We start from the raw sequence: 16,356 nt of genomic DNA, 5'->3' as shown, positions 1-16,356 counted from the left end.
GGAACCCCCGTTCGCTACGCCCGTCCGCGGAACGCGAGCGCGTACGCGAGCAGTCCGCCGACGAGGAGCGCGGCGAACCCCGCCCACGGCCCCTCGATCCAGCCGACGGTCGCCCGCGCGAGCGTCTGGACGGCGACGAGCGCCGCGAACGTCCCGAGGTAGAAGACGACGAGCGCCCGCGCGAGCCGCTCGGGGGCGAGCGCGCGCCGGACGGCGACGGCGGCCCCGAGCGCGCCGGCGAGCGTCGCACCCACGAGCCCGTACGCGATGGCGGTGAACGGGTCCGGCGGGGCGAACGGCGCGGCGAGCGCGTAGCCGACGGGCGCGGCGACGAAACAGCCGAGCACCGCGCGGAAGACGGCGGTGAGGTCCAACCGACGCATACGCCGTCTTATTCGACGGCCGGGGGAAGTACGCACCGATACGCATAGGCGTGTGGCTCGCACACCCTCGGACATGACCGACGACGCCGACGTCGACGCCGACGCGGACGCCGAGACGCTCGCGGAGCGGGTACGCGACGGCGACCTCCGACTCTACGAGCTCGACGACCACGCGGACGCCGCGACCGCCGCCGCGGCCCGCCGCCGCGTCCTCGAACGCGAGACGGGCGCCGCCCTCGACGTCACCGCGGACTACGCCTTCGACCCCGAACGCGCGGCCGACGCGAACGTCGAGAACCTCGTGGGCGGGACGCAACTCCCGCTCGGCGTCGCGGGCCCGCTCGCCGTCGAGGGCGACGCGGCGAGCGACGACTACCACCTCCCGCTCGCCACGACGGAGGGCGCGCTCGTCGCCTCCATCAACCGCGGATGCTCGGCTATCACGGCCGCGGGCGGCGCGAACGCCCGCGTCACCAAGCGTGGGATGACGCGCGCGCCGGTCTTCCGCGTTGCCGACGTCACCGAGGGCGCGGAGGTCGCGCGCTGGGTGGACGAGCACACCGACGAACTCCGCGCGGCCGCCGAGGCGACGACGAGTCACGGCACCCTGGAGGAAGTCACGCACTACGTCGTCGGCGACAACGTCTACCTCCGCTTCGCCTACGACACCGCGGACGCGATGGGGATGAACATGGCGACCATCGCCACCCGCGCGGCCTGCGAGGTCGTCGAGGACGAGACGCCCGCGAGCCTCGTCGCCCTCTCCGGGAACCTCTGTTCGGACAAGAAGCCCGCGGCGATAAACGCCGTCGAGGGACGGGGGCGAACCGTCACCGCGGACGTCCGCATTCCGCGCGACGTCGTCGAGGAGCGCTTCGGCGTCACCCCCGACGCCGTCGCGGAGGTGAACACCCGGAAGAACCTCGTCGGGAGCGCGAAGGCTGGGAGTCTCGGCTTCAACGCCCACGCCGCGAACGTCGTCGCCGCCGTCTTCCTCGCCACCGGGCAGGACGCCGCGCAGGTCGTCGAGGGTTCGAACTGCATCACCACGGTCGAGGCCCGCGAGTCGGAACTCTACGCCTCCGTCAACCTCGCGTCCCTCGAAGTGGGGACCGTCGGCGGCGGGACGAAGCTCCCGACGCAGGCCGAGGCCCTCGACGTCCTGGGCGTTCGCGGCGGCGGCGACCCCGCCGGGAGCAACGCGGACGAACTCGCGGAGGTCATCGCCGCCGGCGCGCTCGCGGGCGAACTCTCGCTGCTCGCCGCGCTCGCCTCCCGGCACCTCTCCAGCGCGCACGAGGAGCTCGGCCGGTAGGCCCCCACTTCAGAGCAACCGATAGACGCCGCGCGACTCCGAGGCCTCCCCGCGTCGCGCGAGGCGTTCGAGAGCCTCGCGGACGTACGCCTCGCTCACGCCGTGCTCCGCGCAGTACGCCGCGACGGCGTCCGCCGTCGGCTCGTCGAGTTCGCGGACGGCCTCCTTCACCCGGTCCTGCCGGGAGACGGAGCCGCCCGACGAGCCCGCGCGCTCGTTCGCCGCGCGTGCCGCGTCGGCGTCGACGCCCCCGGATTCGAGGTACTCGTCGTCGCTCACCACGTCGTCGTCGGCGCGCTCGCCCATCGCCGCGTAGGAGTCGAGGTCCGCGAACGCCTCGCCGTGCCCCGAACGGTTCGCCAGCATCGACGCGCGCACCTCCGCGGCGTGCTCGCGGTCCTCCGTCGTCACGAACTCCTTGCGCTTCGCGTGGGCCTTCGAGGTCCCACAGCGCGGGCACTTCGTGCGCTCCGGGTCGCCCTCCACGACCCAGAGCATCGAACAATCGCTACACCCGACGACGGCGTACATGCCTCACCTCGGGGCGCTCTCCGGGATAAACCCGACGCCCGCCGTCACTCCACGCTGAACCCCATCTCTTCGAGCAGGTCCGGGACGCGGTCGGCGTGGTCGCCCTGAATCTCGACCGCGCCGTCGCTCACCGTCCCGCCCGCCCCGAGGTTCTTCTTCAGTTTCGTGGCGACGTCGCCGAGGTCCGTCGAGGACTCGTCGAACCCCTCGACTATCGTGACGGGTTTGTCGTACGTGCGGCGCTCGACGCGCACCGACAGCACCTCCTCGGCCCGCGCGAGGTCCTCCTCGATACCCGGGATGTCCGCGAACGGATCGTCGTCAGCCATACCTGATGGTACGCACGCGACGACAAAGAAGCCGGTGGCGAACGCCGTCGCTGCCGGGTTCGCGTCTCGAAAGAAGGGGAGAATCGGGCGTCGACGGCGACTCGCTTGTGCCGGGTCTTCATTGCGTCGGGCGGAGCCCGACTAACCCACGACTCGCTTACGCGAGGTCTTCGATTGCGTCGGAACGCGTCGCGTTCCGACTGCTAAACGAACTGGCGTACGCCAGTTCGTTGATGTCGCCGAACTCACCGCGTGAGTTCGGTGGCGAGCGGGGAATCTCCGATTTCCCGCGGAGAAGAACTCGCCGCTCAGGCGAGGTCTTCGATGTTCTCGACGATGTTCTCCGCGAACTCGGTCGTGGAGAGCTTCACGCCGTCCTCGATCTGGCGTTCGAGGTCGTACGTGACTTCGCCGGCGGAGATGGACTCCTCGACGGCGTCACGGATGAGCGTCGCGGCGTCGTCCCAGCCCATGTACTCGAACATGAGCCGACCGGAGAGGATCATCGCGGACGGGTTCGCCTGGTCCTGGCCGGCGCGCTTGGGCGCGGAGCCGTGGACGGGTTCCGCGAGACAGCGACCGGCACCGAAGTTCGCGCCGGGCGCGATGCCGAGGCCGCCGATCTGGGCGCCCGCGGCGTCGCTGAGGTAGTCGCCGTTGAGGTTCGGCATGGCGAGGACGTCGAACTCGTCGGTGCGCAGCTGCATCCACTGGAGCATCGCGTCGGCGAGGCGCTCCTCGACCATGACGGCGTCCTCCGGGATGTCGACCTCGTCCTGCTCCTCCCAGAGGGAGTCGGGCGCGGCGAAGACCTCCTCGTCGGGGTACTCCTCCTCGGCGACCTCCATGCCCCACTCGCCGAACTGGCCCTCGGTGAACTTCATGATGTTCCCCTTGTGGACGAGCGTGACCTTATCGCGGTCGTTCTCGATGGCGTAGTCGATGGCCTCGCGGACGAGGCGCTTCGAGCCCTTCTCCGTGATCGGCTTGATGCCGATGCCGATGGGGCCGTCGTGCATGACGTCGTCGAAGCCCATCTCGTCCTCGACGAAGTCGCGGACCTGCTCGACCTCCTCGGTGCCGGCCTCCCACTCGATGCCGGCGTAGACGTCCTCCGTGTTCTCGCGGAACGTCACCATGTCCATCTCCTCGGGCGACTTCATCGGGGAGGGGACGCCGTCGAGGTAGTAGGTCGGGCGAACGTTCGCGAAGAGGTCGAGCGTCTGGCGGAGCGCGACGTTCAGCGAGCGGTAGCCGGCCCCGACGGGCGTCGTGAGCGGGCCCTTGATGGCGACGCGGTGCTCGCGGATCGCCTGCACCGTGTCGTCGGGGAGGTTGACGTCCTCTCCGTAGCGGTCGCGGGCCGCCTGTCCGGCGTAGACGCGCATCCAGTTGATCTCGTGGCCGGTCGCCTCCGCGGCGGCCGTGAGGACCTTCTGGGTCGCGGGACCGACGTCGCGGCCGATGCCGTCCCCGTGCAGGATGGGGATGACCGGGTTCTCCGGGACGTCGAGCTCGTCGGCGTCCTCGTCGTACGTGATCTTCTCCCCGCCCTCGGGGACCTCGATCTGCTCGTACTCGTAGCTCATCTCGTTCGGAGCGTTCCGGCGAACGCCTAAAAGGACTGCTGTTTTCGTTCCGCGCCCGCTCGGGGCCGGTCGCGCCGCCGTCGCCGACGCTCGCCGCGGCCCCTCTCGGGGAGTCCCGCGGCCGTCGTTTCGCCTCGTCACTCAGTCGTCACCGGGTCGCCGCTCGGTCGTTCCCGCGGCCGTCCCGGTCAGTCGTCGTCCTCCGTCCGCGCCCCCGAGACGACGGCCTCGCTCAGCTCCTCCGGCGTCAGCCGGCGTGTCGGCTCCTCGGAGTCCGCGGCCCGCGACGGCGCGCGCTCGGCCGCCCGCGCCATCAGCGTCTCCTGGGCGTTCACGACCGGGTCGCCGTCGGCCGGGTGTTCGAGGGCGTACGTCCCGTCGCCCGACATCACCCACGCCTTGCGGTTGTCCGCGAACAGCGTCGCCAGCACGTCGTCAAGCGTCGCCCGAAGGTCGGGGTCGTGGACGGGCGCGACGGCCTCCACGCGCTCGTCGAGGTTACGCGTCATCCAGTCCGCGGACCCGATGTAGTACGCCCGACTGTCCTCGTCTCGTCCGCCGCCGTCGCTAGTCACATCGTCGCCCCCAGTCTCACCGTTTCCACCACCAGTCACATCGTCGCCGCCACCGTCGCCGGCCGCCTTCGGCTCCGCCCGCGCCGCCGCGTTCTCGAAGCGGTAGATGCGCGAGTGTTCGAGGAACCGCCCGACGACGCTTCGAACGCTGATCGTCTCACTGAGTCCCTCGACGCCGGGGCGGAGCCGGCAGACGTCCCGGACGAGCAGGTCGATCTCGACGCCGGCCTGCGAGGCCGCGTACAGCTCGTCGATCACGTCGGGGTCCTCTAGGCGATTCATCTTCGCCGTGATCCGTGCGTCCTCGCCGCGTTCCGCGTGCGCGGCCTCGCGGCGGATCAGCTCGACGAAGCGCTCGCGCATCGTCGTCGGTGCGATCAACAGCTCCTCGTAGCGCTCGTGGAGCGAGTGGCCCGTGAAGTAGTTGAACAGCCGAACGAGGTCGTCACCGATCTCGCGGTCGGCCGTGAGGAGCCCGAGGTCTTCGTAGCGCTCCGCGGTCTCCGCGTGGTAGTTGCCGGTGGCGACGTGCGAGTAGAGCTGGACCCCCTCGTCCTCCTCGCGGACGACCAGCGCCGTCTTCGTGTGCGTCTTGTAGCCGATAGTGCCGTAGGCGACGTGGATGCCCTCCTCCTCCAGCCGGTCCGCCCACCGGAGGTTGTTCTCCTCGTCGAAACGCGCCGTGAGTTCGACCATCACCGCGACCTGCTTGCCGTTGCGCGCCGCCTCGATAAGCGCCTCGACGACCTCGGAGTCCCGCGCCGTCCGGTAGATCGCGGCCTTGATGGCGAGGACGTCCGGGTCGCGGGCGGCCTCCCGGAGGAAGCGCTGGACGGTCTTCCGGAACGAGTGATAGGGGTGGTGGACGAGGACGTCCTTCTCGCGGATCGTCTCGAAGACGTCGCACTCCCGGGTGTCCGGGAGGCGCGGGTGTTCGCGGGGCTCCCACGAGTCGAGTTTCAGCCCGGGCCGGTCTAGGTCCGTGAGCGCCATCAGCCCCCGGTAGTCGAGCAGGCCGTCGAGGCGGAACGTCTCGCGCTCACCCACGCCGAGTTGGTCCTGGAGGAGGTCGACGACGCGCTCGGGCGTGCCGGCCTCGACGTCGAGGCGGACCACCCGGGCGAACCGCCGCTCTCTGAGGAGGGTCTCGACGCGGCTCGTCAGGTCGTCGGGGTCGTCCGCGCCCGCCGCCACCTCCGCGTTCCGCGTGACGCGGAAGACGGAGTGGTCAACGATCTCGGTGTTCGGGAAGAGCAGATCGAGGTTGTGCCGGATGACGCCCTCGATCGGGACGAACGTCCCACCCTCGACGTTGAGGAGCCGCGGGCGGTTGCCCGGGACCTTCACTCGGGAGAACGTCAGGTCGTCCTCGCCGGCGTCGTCGCGCGTCGAGACGGCGATGGAGAGGCTGAGGTTCGAGATGTGCGGGAACGGGTGTGCGGGATCGAACGTTAGCGGCGTGAGGATCGGGAGTACGTCGGACTCGAAGCGCTCGCGGAGGTCGGCCCGCGCCGCCGAGTCGAGGTCGTCGTAGGCCGCGATCTCGATCCCCGCCTCGGCGAGCGGGCCGTCGACGAGGTCGCGGTAGCACGCCGCCTGCCGCTCGCAGAGCGCCGTCGCACGCTCGATGGCCTCGTCGAGTTCCGCCTCGGGCGTGCGGCCGTCCGCGCTCCGCTCCGTCACGCCCGCCGCGACCTGCAGTTCGAGTTGCCCGACGCGCTTCTGGAAGAACTCGTCGAGGTTCTGCGTGAGGATGGCGAGGAACTTCACCCGTTCGAGCAGGGGGTTCCGGTCGTCCGTCGCCTCGTGGAGCACGCGGCGCTGGAAGGCGAGTTCGCTGAGCTCGCGGCTCAGGTAGCGCTCCGGTCCGGTCGGTGGAGATGTCTCTGTCGTCGGCATGCGTCTCGTGGACTGTGGCGTCTCAGGCCGGGGTGACGATCTTCGACTCGCTGCGCTCCTCGTGGGTCGTCTCCGGGTCGACCGCGACGAACCGATCGGTCCGGTAGTCGTAGGCGGTGAGCGCGCCGCCGTAGACGCAGCCGGTGTCGAGGCCGACCGCGTGCGGGCGGACGACGGGCTCCGCGTGGACGGTGTGGCCGAAGAAGACCCGGTGGGGACCGTCGTAGTCGTCGTACCAGAAGGGGCCGTCGTAGCCGTCGCCGTGGGGTGCGCGCATCGTCAACAGCTCCTCGACGCCGTGATCGGCGAGCGGGCGCTCGGGGTCGACGCCGCCGTGGACGACGAGCGCGTCCGCGAAGGAGATCGCCACCGGGAGCGACGCGAGATAGTCACGGTCGCCCGCGCGGAGCCAGTCGGGGTCCTTCTCGCCGCGGACGACCTTCTGCTCGTTGTTCCCGCGCACGCTCACGAGCCGGTCGTCGGTGCGCACGCGGTCGATCACGCCGGGACTGTCCGGCCCCTTTCGGACGAGGTCGCCGACGAAGACGACGCGGTCGCGGGGTCCGAGGGCGAGCGCGTCGAGGAGGTGGTCGAGGGCCTCGCGGCTCCCGTGGACGTCCCCGACGACGTAGACGTCCGCGTCGTCGTCGAAGGAGAGGCGCTGGTGGTGCGGTTCCACGCGGTCGCCGAACTGTGGTGGCGCGTGCATGTGTGTCCCCGGTCGGTATCCGACGTATCGCCTCGACCCCGTTAAGCGGTTGCTAATAGGTAACTAGACCGGTATATAGGTGTACGGACGCATCCGCGGCGGGTCACAATCCCTTTCTCGGGGGGCCGCCAACTCCGAGGCATGACGGACACCGTCGAACTCGGAAGCGAGGCGTACGAGACGTACCACGAGGCGGGCGCGATCCTCGCGCAGGTGCTCGACGAGGCGGAAGCGCGCGTCGAGGTCGGCGCGAGCCAACTCGACGTCGCGGAGTTCGCGGAAGCGCGCATCGAGGAACTCGGCGGGAAGCCCGCGTTCCCCGTGAACATCAGCGTCGACGAGGAGGCGAGTCACGCCTCGCCCCACGGCGACGACGAGACGACGTTCGGCGAGGAGATGGTCTGCCTCGACGTCGGCGTCCACGTCGACGGCTACATCGCGGACGCCGCGCGCACCGTCGACCTCTCCGGGAATCCCGAGCTGAAGGAGGCCGCGGAGGAGGCGCTCGACGCCGGTCTCGACGTCGTGGCGGCGGGCGCGCACACGGGCGAAATCGGCGCGGAGGTCGCGGACGTCGTCGAGGCCTACGGCTACCAGCCAATCGTGAACCTCTCCGGACACGGCCTCGAACGGTGGGACGCGCACACGGACCCGAGCGTGCCGAACCGCGGGACCGATCGGGGCACCGTCCTCGAAGCCGGCGACGTCCTCGCCATCGAGCCGTTCGCCACGACGGGCTCCGGGAAGGTCACCGAGGGGTCGAAGACGGAAATCTACTCGCTCGTCGACGACCGCTCGGTGCGCAACCGGGGGGCCCGCGAGGTCCTGGAGACGGTCCGCGAGGAGTACCAGGAACTCCCGTTCGCAAAGCGGTGGCTCGACACGCGACGCGCGGACATGGCCGTTCAGCGTCTGGAGACGCAGGGCGTCCTCCGCTCGTACCCGGTGCTCAAGGAGTCGGACGGCGAACTCGTCTCGCAGGCCGAACACACGGTCATCGTCACCGAGGACGGCTACGAGATTACGACCGAACGCTAAGCGCTGCTGGTCGGTCGAACGAAAGGGGGGAATCGCTGACGTCGTCGATAAATTATGAGGGGGATCGACGACGGATCGTCGCGTCGTTTTACGCGTTGTTCATCCGGGTAGACGTCTTCGTACCGCAGACGCGACACTTCGCGACGCGGTACGGTTCGCGCGAGAACTCGGCGTTCTCTTCTTTGTCGGACTCAGTCTTGAGTTCGACGGAGACAGCGTGAGGCGTCTCCTTGCCGCAGTTTCCGCACGATTCCGCCATACCATCGGAACGAGGTGTTTTGCTTGCCATCGGAACCACCCTCGTTGTTCACGACTCACTACGTACACAAAAACCCCCTCCTCTCTGTTCAGCGCGTGTAACCGCCCCGCATCGTGCCACTCTCGCGCTTCCGAAAACTACCTCCGGTGGCCCGCCGAGCGTCCCCGTATGGACCAGGTGTTCGCCCCGTGGCGCATCGAGTGGGTGAAACGCGACGACAAGAACCCCGGCGTCGAGGAGTGCGTCTTCTGCGAACTCCCCGAGCGCGCGGACGCCCGCGAGAACCTCGTCGTCGCGGAGAGCGAGCACGCCTTCGTCCTCCTGAACAACGCGCCGTACAACCCCGGGCACCTGATGGTCATCCCGCGCGTCCACGGCGGCGACTACGCGGCGCTCGACGACGCGGTCCTCCTCGACCACGCTCGCCTGAAACAGCGCGCCTTCGACGCCCTCGACGCCGCCTTCGAGCCCCACGCCTACAACGCCGGGCTGAACCTCGGCGGCGGGCCGGCCGGCGGGAGCATCGACGACCACCTCCACACGCACGTCGTCCCGCGCTACGACGGCGACACGAACTTCATGCCCGTCGTCTCCGACACGAAGGTCGTCGTCGAGGGCCTCGCGGAGACGTACGACGCGCTCCACGAGGCGTTCGCCGCCCAGCCCGACGCACGCGTCGAGGGCGAAGACGCCGCGGTCGTCCTCGATTTCGACTGAGTCGAACTTTCGCAACGCACTTACTCGGCGACGCGCAACCCCCGACGGATGGACCGGAAGACCGCGATGCGGCGCGCCGGCGTCGTCGTGCTCGCCGCGAACGTCGCCCTCCTGCTCGCCAAGGGCGGCGTCTGGTGGTACACGGGGAGCCTCGCCGTCGGTTCCGAGGCGGTCAACAGCGGGGCGGACGCCCTCTACAGCCTCGTCGTCCTCGGCGGCCTCTACCTCACGACTCGGCCCGCGGACTTCGAGCACCCGCACGGCCACGAGCGCATCGAGCCGTTCGTCTCGCTGTTCGTCGCCGTGGGGGTTTTCGCCGCGGGCGTCACCGTCCTCTACAACGCGACGACCGCCGTCCTCACCGGCGCGTCCGGCGGCTCTGCGGGCGTGGCCGGCGTCGCGGTCCTCCTCGCCTCCGCCGTCGCCAAGTACGGCCTCTACCGGTACTGCCGGCGCGTCGGCGAACGCCACGACTCCCCGGCGCTCGTCGCCGCCGCGCTCGACAACCGAAACGACATCCTCACCGCGGCCGCGGCGCTCGTCGGCGTCGCGGGTGCCGCCGCCGGCTACCCCCTCCTCGACCCGGTCGCCGCCGGCCTCGTCTCGCTCGGCATCCTCTACACGGGCTACGAGATCGTCCGCGACAACGTCAACTACCTCGTCGGCGCCGCCCCGCCCGAGGACCTGCGCCGCGAGATCCTCGAACGCGCCCTCGCCCACGACCGCGTCCGGGGCGCACACGACGTCGTCGCCCACTACGTCGGCCCCGAGGTCGACGTCAGCCTCCACATCGAGGTCGAGGGGAACCTCACGCTCTTCGAGGCCCACGAGATCGAGTCCGCGGTCGTCCGCGACATCCGCGCGATGCCCGAGGTCGACGACGTCTTCGTCCACGTCGACCCCAAGGAGATGGGCGAGTGGAAGGAGGACCGCGACGCCGACCGCCTGCTCGGCGGCCGCCGATAACCCCTACCCTTAGACGGGTTCGCCGAACGCGTACATCGTCTGGTGGCCCGTCACGGTCACCGTGGCGAAGTCGCCCGGTTCGAGGCCGTGCTCGTCGGCGTTCTGCACGACGATCTGGCGGTAGGCCTCGTCGTAACACTTCACGGAGTCGCCCGTCCCGTGCTCGGTCACGAGGACGTCGCGCTCCTCGCCGACCATCGCCTCGTAGGCGTCGCCGACGACCTCGCGCTTCAGTTCGCTCATCGCCTTCGAGCGCTCCTTCTTCAGCGTCCCGCCGAGGCCCTTCAGGTCCGCGGCGTCCGTCCCGGGGCGCTTCGAGAAGCGCGTGACGTTGATCTTCTCGGGGCGCGTCTCGCGGAGGAGCGCCATCGACATCTCGTGGTCGGCGTCGGTCTCCGTGGGGTAGCCGACGATGAAGTCCGTGGCGAGCGTCCACTCGTCGAGGTGGTCGTCGAACGTCTCGACGATCTCGACGTACTGCTCGACGCGGTGTTGCCGGCGCATGTGTTCGAGCACGTCGTCGCTCCCGGACTGGACGGGCGCGTGCAGGAAGTTGTAGAGTTTCTCGTGTTCGGCGAACACCTCCGCGAGCTCCTCGCGAATGCCGTGGACGCCGCCGGGGTTCGCCATCCCGACGCGGACGCGGAAGTCGCCCTCTATCTCCGTGCAGATTCGCTCCAGGAGCTCGGGGAGCTTGCGCTCGCCGTCGTCCCAGCCGTAGACGCCCGTGTCCTGGCCGGTGATGCGTATCTCCGTCGCGCCGGCGTGGACGAGCGCGCGGGCCTTCTCGACGTTCTCGGAGACCGGCGGCGAATCGACGCGCCCCGTCGCGTGCTTCGTGATGCAGTACGAGCAGTTGCTCATGCAGCCCCGCGCGATGGGGAGGATGCCGATGACGCCGTCGAGTATCGGCTCGGCGTCCGGCGTCGGCGTCGGACACTCGCCGTTCGTGATCGCCTCCGGCACCTCGTCCCAGTGGAGCACCTCGGCGTCGACGTCCGCGCTCTCGAACTCGCCGCCCTGCGCGAGCGCCATGCAGCCCGTCACGTAGAGGTCCGCGGTCTCCTCGCTGAGCTCCTCCGCCCGGCGGAGCATGTTGCGCTCCGTCTTCTCCACGACCGTACAGGTGTTGAGGATGGCGACGTCCGCCGCCCCGGCTCCCTCGACTTTCCGGTGGCCGGCGTCGCGGAGCCGTCGCTCGATCTCGCGGCTCTCGCCGCGATTCGACGTGCACCCGTAGGTCTCGATGTGGTACCGGGCCATCTCGTCCGCGTTTCGCGTGGGACGGCCAAAAGCCCCGCGCTTCGGGCGGCGCGCGCTCGACGCGACCCGGCGCGTCCCCCGCCGGCACGCGTCGCACCCCGGATGGTAACGCTTTCACTCCCGGCACCCTCGGGCTACGACTATGGTGCTCCCGTCCGGCTTCACGGTGCCGCCGCTGCCCGCGCTCGCCGTCCTGCTCGTCGGCGTGCTCGTCGCCGCGTTCGCCCTCGCCCGCGAGCGCCCGCCGCTCACCGACCGGACGGTCCTCTCCTTCGCGCCCTGGATGGCCCTCGGCTCCGCCGCCTACGTCTGTCACCAACTCCGCCTCCTCCCCGCCGCGGTGACGCCGTTCGCGTCCGCGCCCGCCGTCTACGGCTCCACGTTCGTCGTCGCCGTCGCCGTCTGGCTCGGCGCGCGCCGAACCGATTCGCCGAAGCGCGTGCTCGCCGGCGTCGGCCTCCTCGCGCTCTCCGTCCCCGTCGCGCTCGCCGTCCGCTACGGCACGGCGCACGACTCGCTCGCGCCGCTCTGGCCCCTGTTCGCACTCCTCATGGCCGTCTTCCTCGGCTCCGTCTGCTGGGTCGGCCTCCGCCGCCTCCGCCTCGCCGACGCGCGCACCGTCGACGGCGCGGGCGCGCTCGTCATCTTCGGCCACGCGCTCGACGCCGCCACGACCGCCGTCGGCGTCGACGTCCTCGGCTTCGGCGAGCAGACCCCGCTCTCCCGCCTCGTGATGGAGTTCGCCGCCGGCCTCCCCACGGCACCCGTCCTCGGCGTCGGCTGGCTGTTCATCGTCGTCAAACTCGTCGTCGCCGTCGCCGTCGTCGTCCTCCTCGCCGACTACGTCCGGGAGGCCCCGACGGAGGGCTTCCTCCTGCTCGCGCTCGTCGCCGCCGTCGGTCTCGGCCCCGGCGCGCACAACCTCCTCCTCTTCACCGTGGCGACGCCCTGACCCGCGGTCCGCACGCTTTTTGCCGCCCTCGCGCGACGACTCCCGTATGGCCAAGCAACCCCACCTCCTCGTCGAGCAGGGCGACGTGAACGATATCGCGCTCGTCCCCGGCGACCCCGGGCGCGTTCAGCGCATCGCCGACCACTGCGACGACCCCGTCGAGGTGTCGTCGAACCGCGAGTACACGCTCGTCAACGCCACCTACGAGGGCGTCGACCTCACGATATGCTCCACGGGAATCGGCGGTCCGAGCACCGCCATCGCCGTCGAGGAACTGGCGAACGTCGGCGTCGAGACGTTCCTCCGCGTCGGCACCACCGGCGCGCTCCAGTCCGACATCGAAATCGGCGACATGATCGTCGCCACCGGCGCGGCCAAAGAGGAGGGGACGACGAAGCGCTACGAGGCCGCGGAGATACCCGCCGTCCCCGACTACGACGCGCTCTCCGCGCTCGTCGACGCCGCCGAGGCCCGAAACGAGGACGTCCACGTCGGCCCCCTCGTCAGCGACGACGCCTTCTACAACGAGACGGAGGACTACGTCGAGTCGTGGAACGACGCCGGCCTCCTCGCCGTCGAGATGGAGGCCGCGACGCTCTTCTCGCTCGCGCGCCGCCGCGGCCTGCGCGCCGGCGCCATCTGCACCGCCGACGGCAACCTCGTCGAGGGCACCCAGAAGGGCGCCGACTCCGAGTCGGAACTCCCCGAGAAGGCGAAGAACAACGTCGCCCGCGCCATCCGCATCGCGCTCGACGCGACGACGGAACTCGCCTGAGTCGCCGTTCGCGTCCGTCACCGCGCTCGGCGTCCGTCCGATAGACGAAAGAGCAAAACCGACCGGGTCCGTCCGCACGTCACATGATCGAGTCGCTGCGGCGACGCCTCCGTGCGGTCCGGCGGCGCGCCGCCGCGCTCGAACGCCGCCGCTCGAACGACGCGCGCCACTGGCTCGCGGAGACGAGCAACCTCACGCACGCCTCCGTCCTCGTCTTCGTCCCGCTCCTCATCGGCTTCGTCACGCTCCTCTCGAACGAGCTCCAGCTCGTCTCCTTCCTCCTCTTCCCGCCGCTGGCCTCCGGGACGTACACGCTGTTCGCCCACCCCGAGGGGACGTACGCGAACCCGTGGAAGTTCGTCGGCGGCCTGAGCCTCGGGGCCTTCTGCGGGTGGGTCGCCATCGAGGTCACCGCGCTCCTCGCCGCCCCGACCGGGAGCGGGGCCGTCCTCTGGGAGGTCCACGCGTGGGCCGCCGCGCTCGCCATCTTCCTCACCGGCGTCCTCACGTGGGTCTTCGACCTCGAGGAGCCGAGCGCGTTCTCCACGGCGCTCCTCGTCCTCCTCACCGACCCCGGACGCTTCCTCGACGTCGCCGGAATCGCCGTCTCGACCTCCGTCGTCTACGTCGTCACCGTCGCGCTCTCGACGAGCCTCATCGCCGTCGTCTTCGTCGTGTGGCGCCGCGAGTTCTACGAGCGCCGCGCGCGCTACCTCTACTCGACCACGCAGGCCGACGACCACGTCCTCGTGCCGGTGCGCGACGACCGCGGCGCACAGACCGCGATGTTCGGCGCGCGCCTCGCCGCCGCGCACGACGCCGGCAAGGTCGTCCTCCTCGACGTCGTCGACGACGAGGCCATCGCCGCCGCCGAACGCCGCATCCTCGACGAACGCGGCGACGTCGACCTCGGGACCGAGAACCCCGACGTCGGCGACGACGCGGACGTCCGCGAGCTCGCCGAACGCAGCGCCGCCGACGAGGCCGCCGCCGACCTCGAACGCCGCGCCGCCCGCATCGAGACCCGCGTCGGCGTCCCCTGCGAGGTCGTCGTCTCCGTCGAACCCGACCTCTCCGCCGGGACGCTCCTCGACGTCGCGCGCGACGCCAACTGCGACCTCGTCGCCACGCCGCTCGACCACGAGGCCGACGGGACGCCCGCGCGCCTCGTGCGCGACCTCTTCCGCAGCGACGTCGACGCCGTCGCCTTCGACGCCAAACACGACCGCACGGACTGGAAGCGCGTGATGGTGCCCGTCCGCGGCGCCGGCCCGATGGCGCACGCGATGGTCGACTACGCCGAGCGCCTCGCCGGCCGCGCCGGCACCGTCAGCGTCTGCACCTGCATCGGCGACGAGCGCTCGCGGCGCGACGCCGAGTCCATGCTCGCCGACCTCACCGAGACGACGGACGCACGCTGCGAGACCCGGGTCTCCCGGGCCACCCTCGGCGAGTTCCTCGCGCGCACCGAGTCCCACTACGACCTCGTGGTCCTCGGCGAACCCTCCCGGGGCGCACGCATCGGCGTCCCCGCGGCGTTCGAGCGCACCCGCGAAATCGAGACGGACGTCGCCGTCGTCCACACGCGCTAGCCGGGACGCGCGGCTTTCCGCTCCCCCGGACTTCGCCCGCCGGCCCCGTCAGTTCCCGTCGGCCGCTTCGTCCGACTGCGTTTCCGGCGACCCGCCCGGCTCCTCGCCCTCCGTCACCTGTTTTGCGGTCTCCTCCGCGTGCTCGTCGCCGAGCGCGGACTGCACGAGGAGGCGACCGCCGATGACCGCGGGGCTGATGACGGTGTCCGCGCCCGCGGCGCGCAGCTTCTCCTCGTTCTCGCGCTCGGTCGCCGCCGCGACGATCCGCACGTCGGGCTGGAGTTGGCGCGCGGTCAGGATGGCGAGAGCGTCCTGCCCGTCGTCGTTCGTCGCCGCGACGACCGCGTCCGCGCGGTCGATGCCCGCGTGGTCGAGCGACGCCGCGTCCGAGGGGTCCTCCGTGAGGACGTTGAAGCCGCGCTCGCGGAGCGCCGAGGCGGTGGTCGGCTCCTTCACGACGACGACGAACTCGTGGTCGTCGCCGAGCTCTTCGAGTATCGATTCCGTCAGCTCGCCGTAGCCGGCGACGATGACGTGGTGTTCGAGGGATTCGAGTTGTGATTGGGTCATGCGTCCGAGTGCGGAGGCGAAGCGCGCCTCGATGGCGGGGCCGAGGAGGGTGCTGAGCGCGATACCGAAACCGGCGACGCCGAGGACGAGCACGGAGAGCGAGAACAGCGTCGCCATCTCCGTCTTCGGCGTGATGTCGCCGTAGCCGACCGTGCTCGCCGTCACGAGCGTGTAGTAGAAGGCGTCGAGCAGCGAGGAGACGCCCGGGAAGCCGTCGCGCAGGGCGTACGTCCCGACGGTACCGTACGCGAGGACGCCCGCGAGCGCCAGCGCCGCGGTGATCTGGCTCGTCGACAGCGAGAGCTCCCGGTCGAAGCGCGAGCGCGTCAACACGACGGTCGGGAGCGAGAGGAGCGAGAGCACGACGAGCGGCACCGAGTAGACGGACACCTGCACGAGCCCCTGCGCCGCCGTCACCGGCAGGAGGACGACCGTCGACCACCACGCCGCGCGGAGGCCCCGGCGCATCCCGAGCGCCGAGACGACCATCAAAAAGCCCGTGAGCGTCCCCGTGAACCCCGCGACCTGCTGGACCGGACCCGGAACGTACGGGCCGAACTGCGGGCTCAGGATGTTCACGACGCCCGTCACCACCGAGAGGACGGCGACGAGCGACGTGAGCAACACGGCGGCGCGCGACGACAGCAGCCGCCGGTTCGTGCGGGCCATACCGGGGCGGGGGGGGCGCGCGGCGTATAAACGTAGCGCGACGCGTCCGCGACGCGCGGCGACGGGCGGGCGGCGTCGTCGCCGACCGCGGGCTGCGACCGGAGACGCGCACACGAGGTGCGCGCCGCCGGGTCGAACCGCACTACGGCGTCGCACTCCTCTGACCCACTGCCCCGCACTCCTGACCCACCGCTCCGAACCGACCGCGGGCCGCGACCGGAGACG

At 70.7% G+C, this 16,356-nt stretch carries 16 protein-coding genes; 7 read left to right on the top strand and 9 right to left on the bottom strand.

What is annotated here, in order from left to right:
- Positions 1–14: 14 nt before the first annotated feature.
- Positions 15–383 carry a hypothetical protein gene (locus tag IEX84_RS01705; RefSeq protein WP_188869244.1) on the bottom strand — a complete coding sequence of 123 codons (369 nt, stop codon included), beginning with the start codon at positions 381–383 and terminating at the stop codon, positions 15–17.
- Between the two features lie 73 nt (positions 384–456).
- On the opposite strand from IEX84_RS01705, the gene hmgA reads away from it, so the two are divergent.
- Positions 457–1,698 carry a hydroxymethylglutaryl-CoA reductase (NADPH) gene (gene hmgA / locus IEX84_RS01700; RefSeq protein ID WP_188869243.1) on the top strand — a complete coding sequence of 414 codons (1,242 nt, stop codon included), beginning with the start codon at positions 457–459 and terminating at the stop codon, positions 1,696–1,698.
- 9 nt (positions 1,699–1,707) lie between these two features.
- Here hmgA and IEX84_RS01695 read toward each other — a convergent pair whose 3' ends face one another.
- The 5 genes from IEX84_RS01695 to IEX84_RS01675 all read right to left on the bottom strand — a co-directional run bounded on the left by IEX84_RS01695 (position 1,708) and on the right by IEX84_RS01675 (position 7,330).
- Entirely contained in the window at positions 1,708–2,229 is a 522-nt protein-coding gene (locus IEX84_RS01695) for a DUF5817 domain-containing protein (protein ID WP_188869242.1), read from the bottom strand.
- 44 nt (positions 2,230–2,273) lie between these two features.
- Positions 2,274–2,558: an SUI1 family translation initiation factor gene (locus IEX84_RS01690; RefSeq protein WP_188869241.1), complete on the bottom strand. Its 285-nt coding sequence runs from the start codon at positions 2,556–2,558 to the stop codon at positions 2,274–2,276.
- A gap of 308 nt (positions 2,559–2,866) precedes the next feature.
- Entirely contained in the window at positions 2,867–4,147 is a 1,281-nt protein-coding gene (gene icd / locus IEX84_RS01685; RefSeq protein ID WP_188869240.1) for an isocitrate dehydrogenase (NADP(+)), read from the bottom strand.
- A 188-nt stretch (positions 4,148–4,335) separates the two neighbouring features.
- Complete coding sequence (ppk1, locus tag IEX84_RS01680; RefSeq protein WP_188869239.1) at positions 4,336–6,621, bottom strand: polyphosphate kinase 1; 2,286 nt, start codon at positions 6,619–6,621, stop codon at positions 4,336–4,338.
- A gap of 22 nt (positions 6,622–6,643) precedes the next feature.
- Positions 6,644–7,330 (bottom strand): metallophosphoesterase family protein, encoded by a 687-nt coding sequence (locus tag IEX84_RS01675; protein ID WP_188869238.1) that lies wholly within the window; start codon positions 7,328–7,330, stop codon positions 6,644–6,646.
- Positions 7,331–7,471: 141 nt separating this feature from the next.
- Between IEX84_RS01675 and map the strand changes: the two genes are divergently transcribed.
- The gene (gene map, locus IEX84_RS01670; protein ID WP_188869237.1) at positions 7,472–8,368 is read left to right on the top strand and encodes a type II methionyl aminopeptidase; all 897 of its coding nucleotides are present in this window, start codon (positions 7,472–7,474) and stop codon (positions 8,366–8,368) included.
- 88 nt (positions 8,369–8,456) lie between these two features.
- Here the strand turns inward: map and IEX84_RS14945 are convergent, their stop codons facing one another.
- Positions 8,457–8,657: a DUF7835 family putative zinc beta-ribbon protein gene (locus IEX84_RS14945; protein ID WP_229732284.1), complete on the bottom strand. Its 201-nt coding sequence runs from the start codon at positions 8,655–8,657 to the stop codon at positions 8,457–8,459.
- Between the two features lie 138 nt (positions 8,658–8,795).
- On the opposite strand from IEX84_RS14945, the gene IEX84_RS01665 reads away from it, so the two are divergent.
- Positions 8,796–9,344: an HIT family protein gene (locus IEX84_RS01665; protein ID WP_188869236.1), complete on the top strand. Its 549-nt coding sequence runs from the start codon at positions 8,796–8,798 to the stop codon at positions 9,342–9,344.
- Between the two features lie 48 nt (positions 9,345–9,392).
- A complete protein-coding gene (locus IEX84_RS01660) occupies positions 9,393–10,310 on the top strand; it encodes a cation diffusion facilitator family transporter (RefSeq protein WP_188869235.1) in 918 nt (305 codons plus the stop codon).
- 9 nt (positions 10,311–10,319) lie between these two features.
- Here IEX84_RS01660 and IEX84_RS01655 read toward each other — a convergent pair whose 3' ends face one another.
- Entirely contained in the window at positions 10,320–11,573 is a 1,254-nt protein-coding gene (locus IEX84_RS01655) for a tRNA (N(6)-L-threonylcarbamoyladenosine(37)-C(2))-methylthiotransferase (protein ID WP_188869234.1), read from the bottom strand.
- Positions 11,574–11,715: 142 nt separating this feature from the next.
- Here IEX84_RS01655 and IEX84_RS01650 point away from each other — a divergent pair, with 142 nt between their 5' ends.
- The 3 genes from IEX84_RS01650 (at position 11,716) to IEX84_RS01640 (ending at position 14,892) form a co-directional block, all read left to right on the top strand.
- Positions 11,716–12,525: a DUF63 family protein gene (locus IEX84_RS01650; protein ID WP_188869233.1), complete on the top strand. Its 810-nt coding sequence runs from the start codon at positions 11,716–11,718 to the stop codon at positions 12,523–12,525.
- Between the two features lie 46 nt (positions 12,526–12,571).
- Positions 12,572–13,300, top strand: coding sequence for a nucleoside phosphorylase (locus tag IEX84_RS01645; RefSeq protein WP_188869232.1), 729 nt, complete (start codon positions 12,572–12,574; stop codon positions 13,298–13,300).
- Positions 13,301–13,383: 83 nt separating this feature from the next.
- Positions 13,384–14,892: an HPP family protein gene (locus IEX84_RS01640; protein WP_188869231.1), complete on the top strand. Its 1,509-nt coding sequence runs from the start codon at positions 13,384–13,386 to the stop codon at positions 14,890–14,892.
- A gap of 48 nt (positions 14,893–14,940) precedes the next feature.
- Here IEX84_RS01640 and IEX84_RS01635 read toward each other — a convergent pair whose 3' ends face one another.
- Positions 14,941–16,131, bottom strand: a complete 1,191-nt coding sequence (locus IEX84_RS01635; protein ID WP_188869230.1) for an NAD-binding protein — start codon at positions 16,129–16,131, stop codon at positions 14,941–14,943.
- Between the last annotated feature and the right edge of the window lie 225 nt (positions 16,132–16,356).

This window comes from Halarchaeum rubridurum, from assembly GCF_014647115.1.
Lineage (GTDB): Archaea > Halobacteriota > Halobacteria > Halobacteriales > Halobacteriaceae > Halarchaeum > Halarchaeum rubridurum.
The sequence above is the reverse complement of the archived record's forward strand: the minus strand, read 5'-3'. Positions and strand labels throughout refer to the sequence as shown.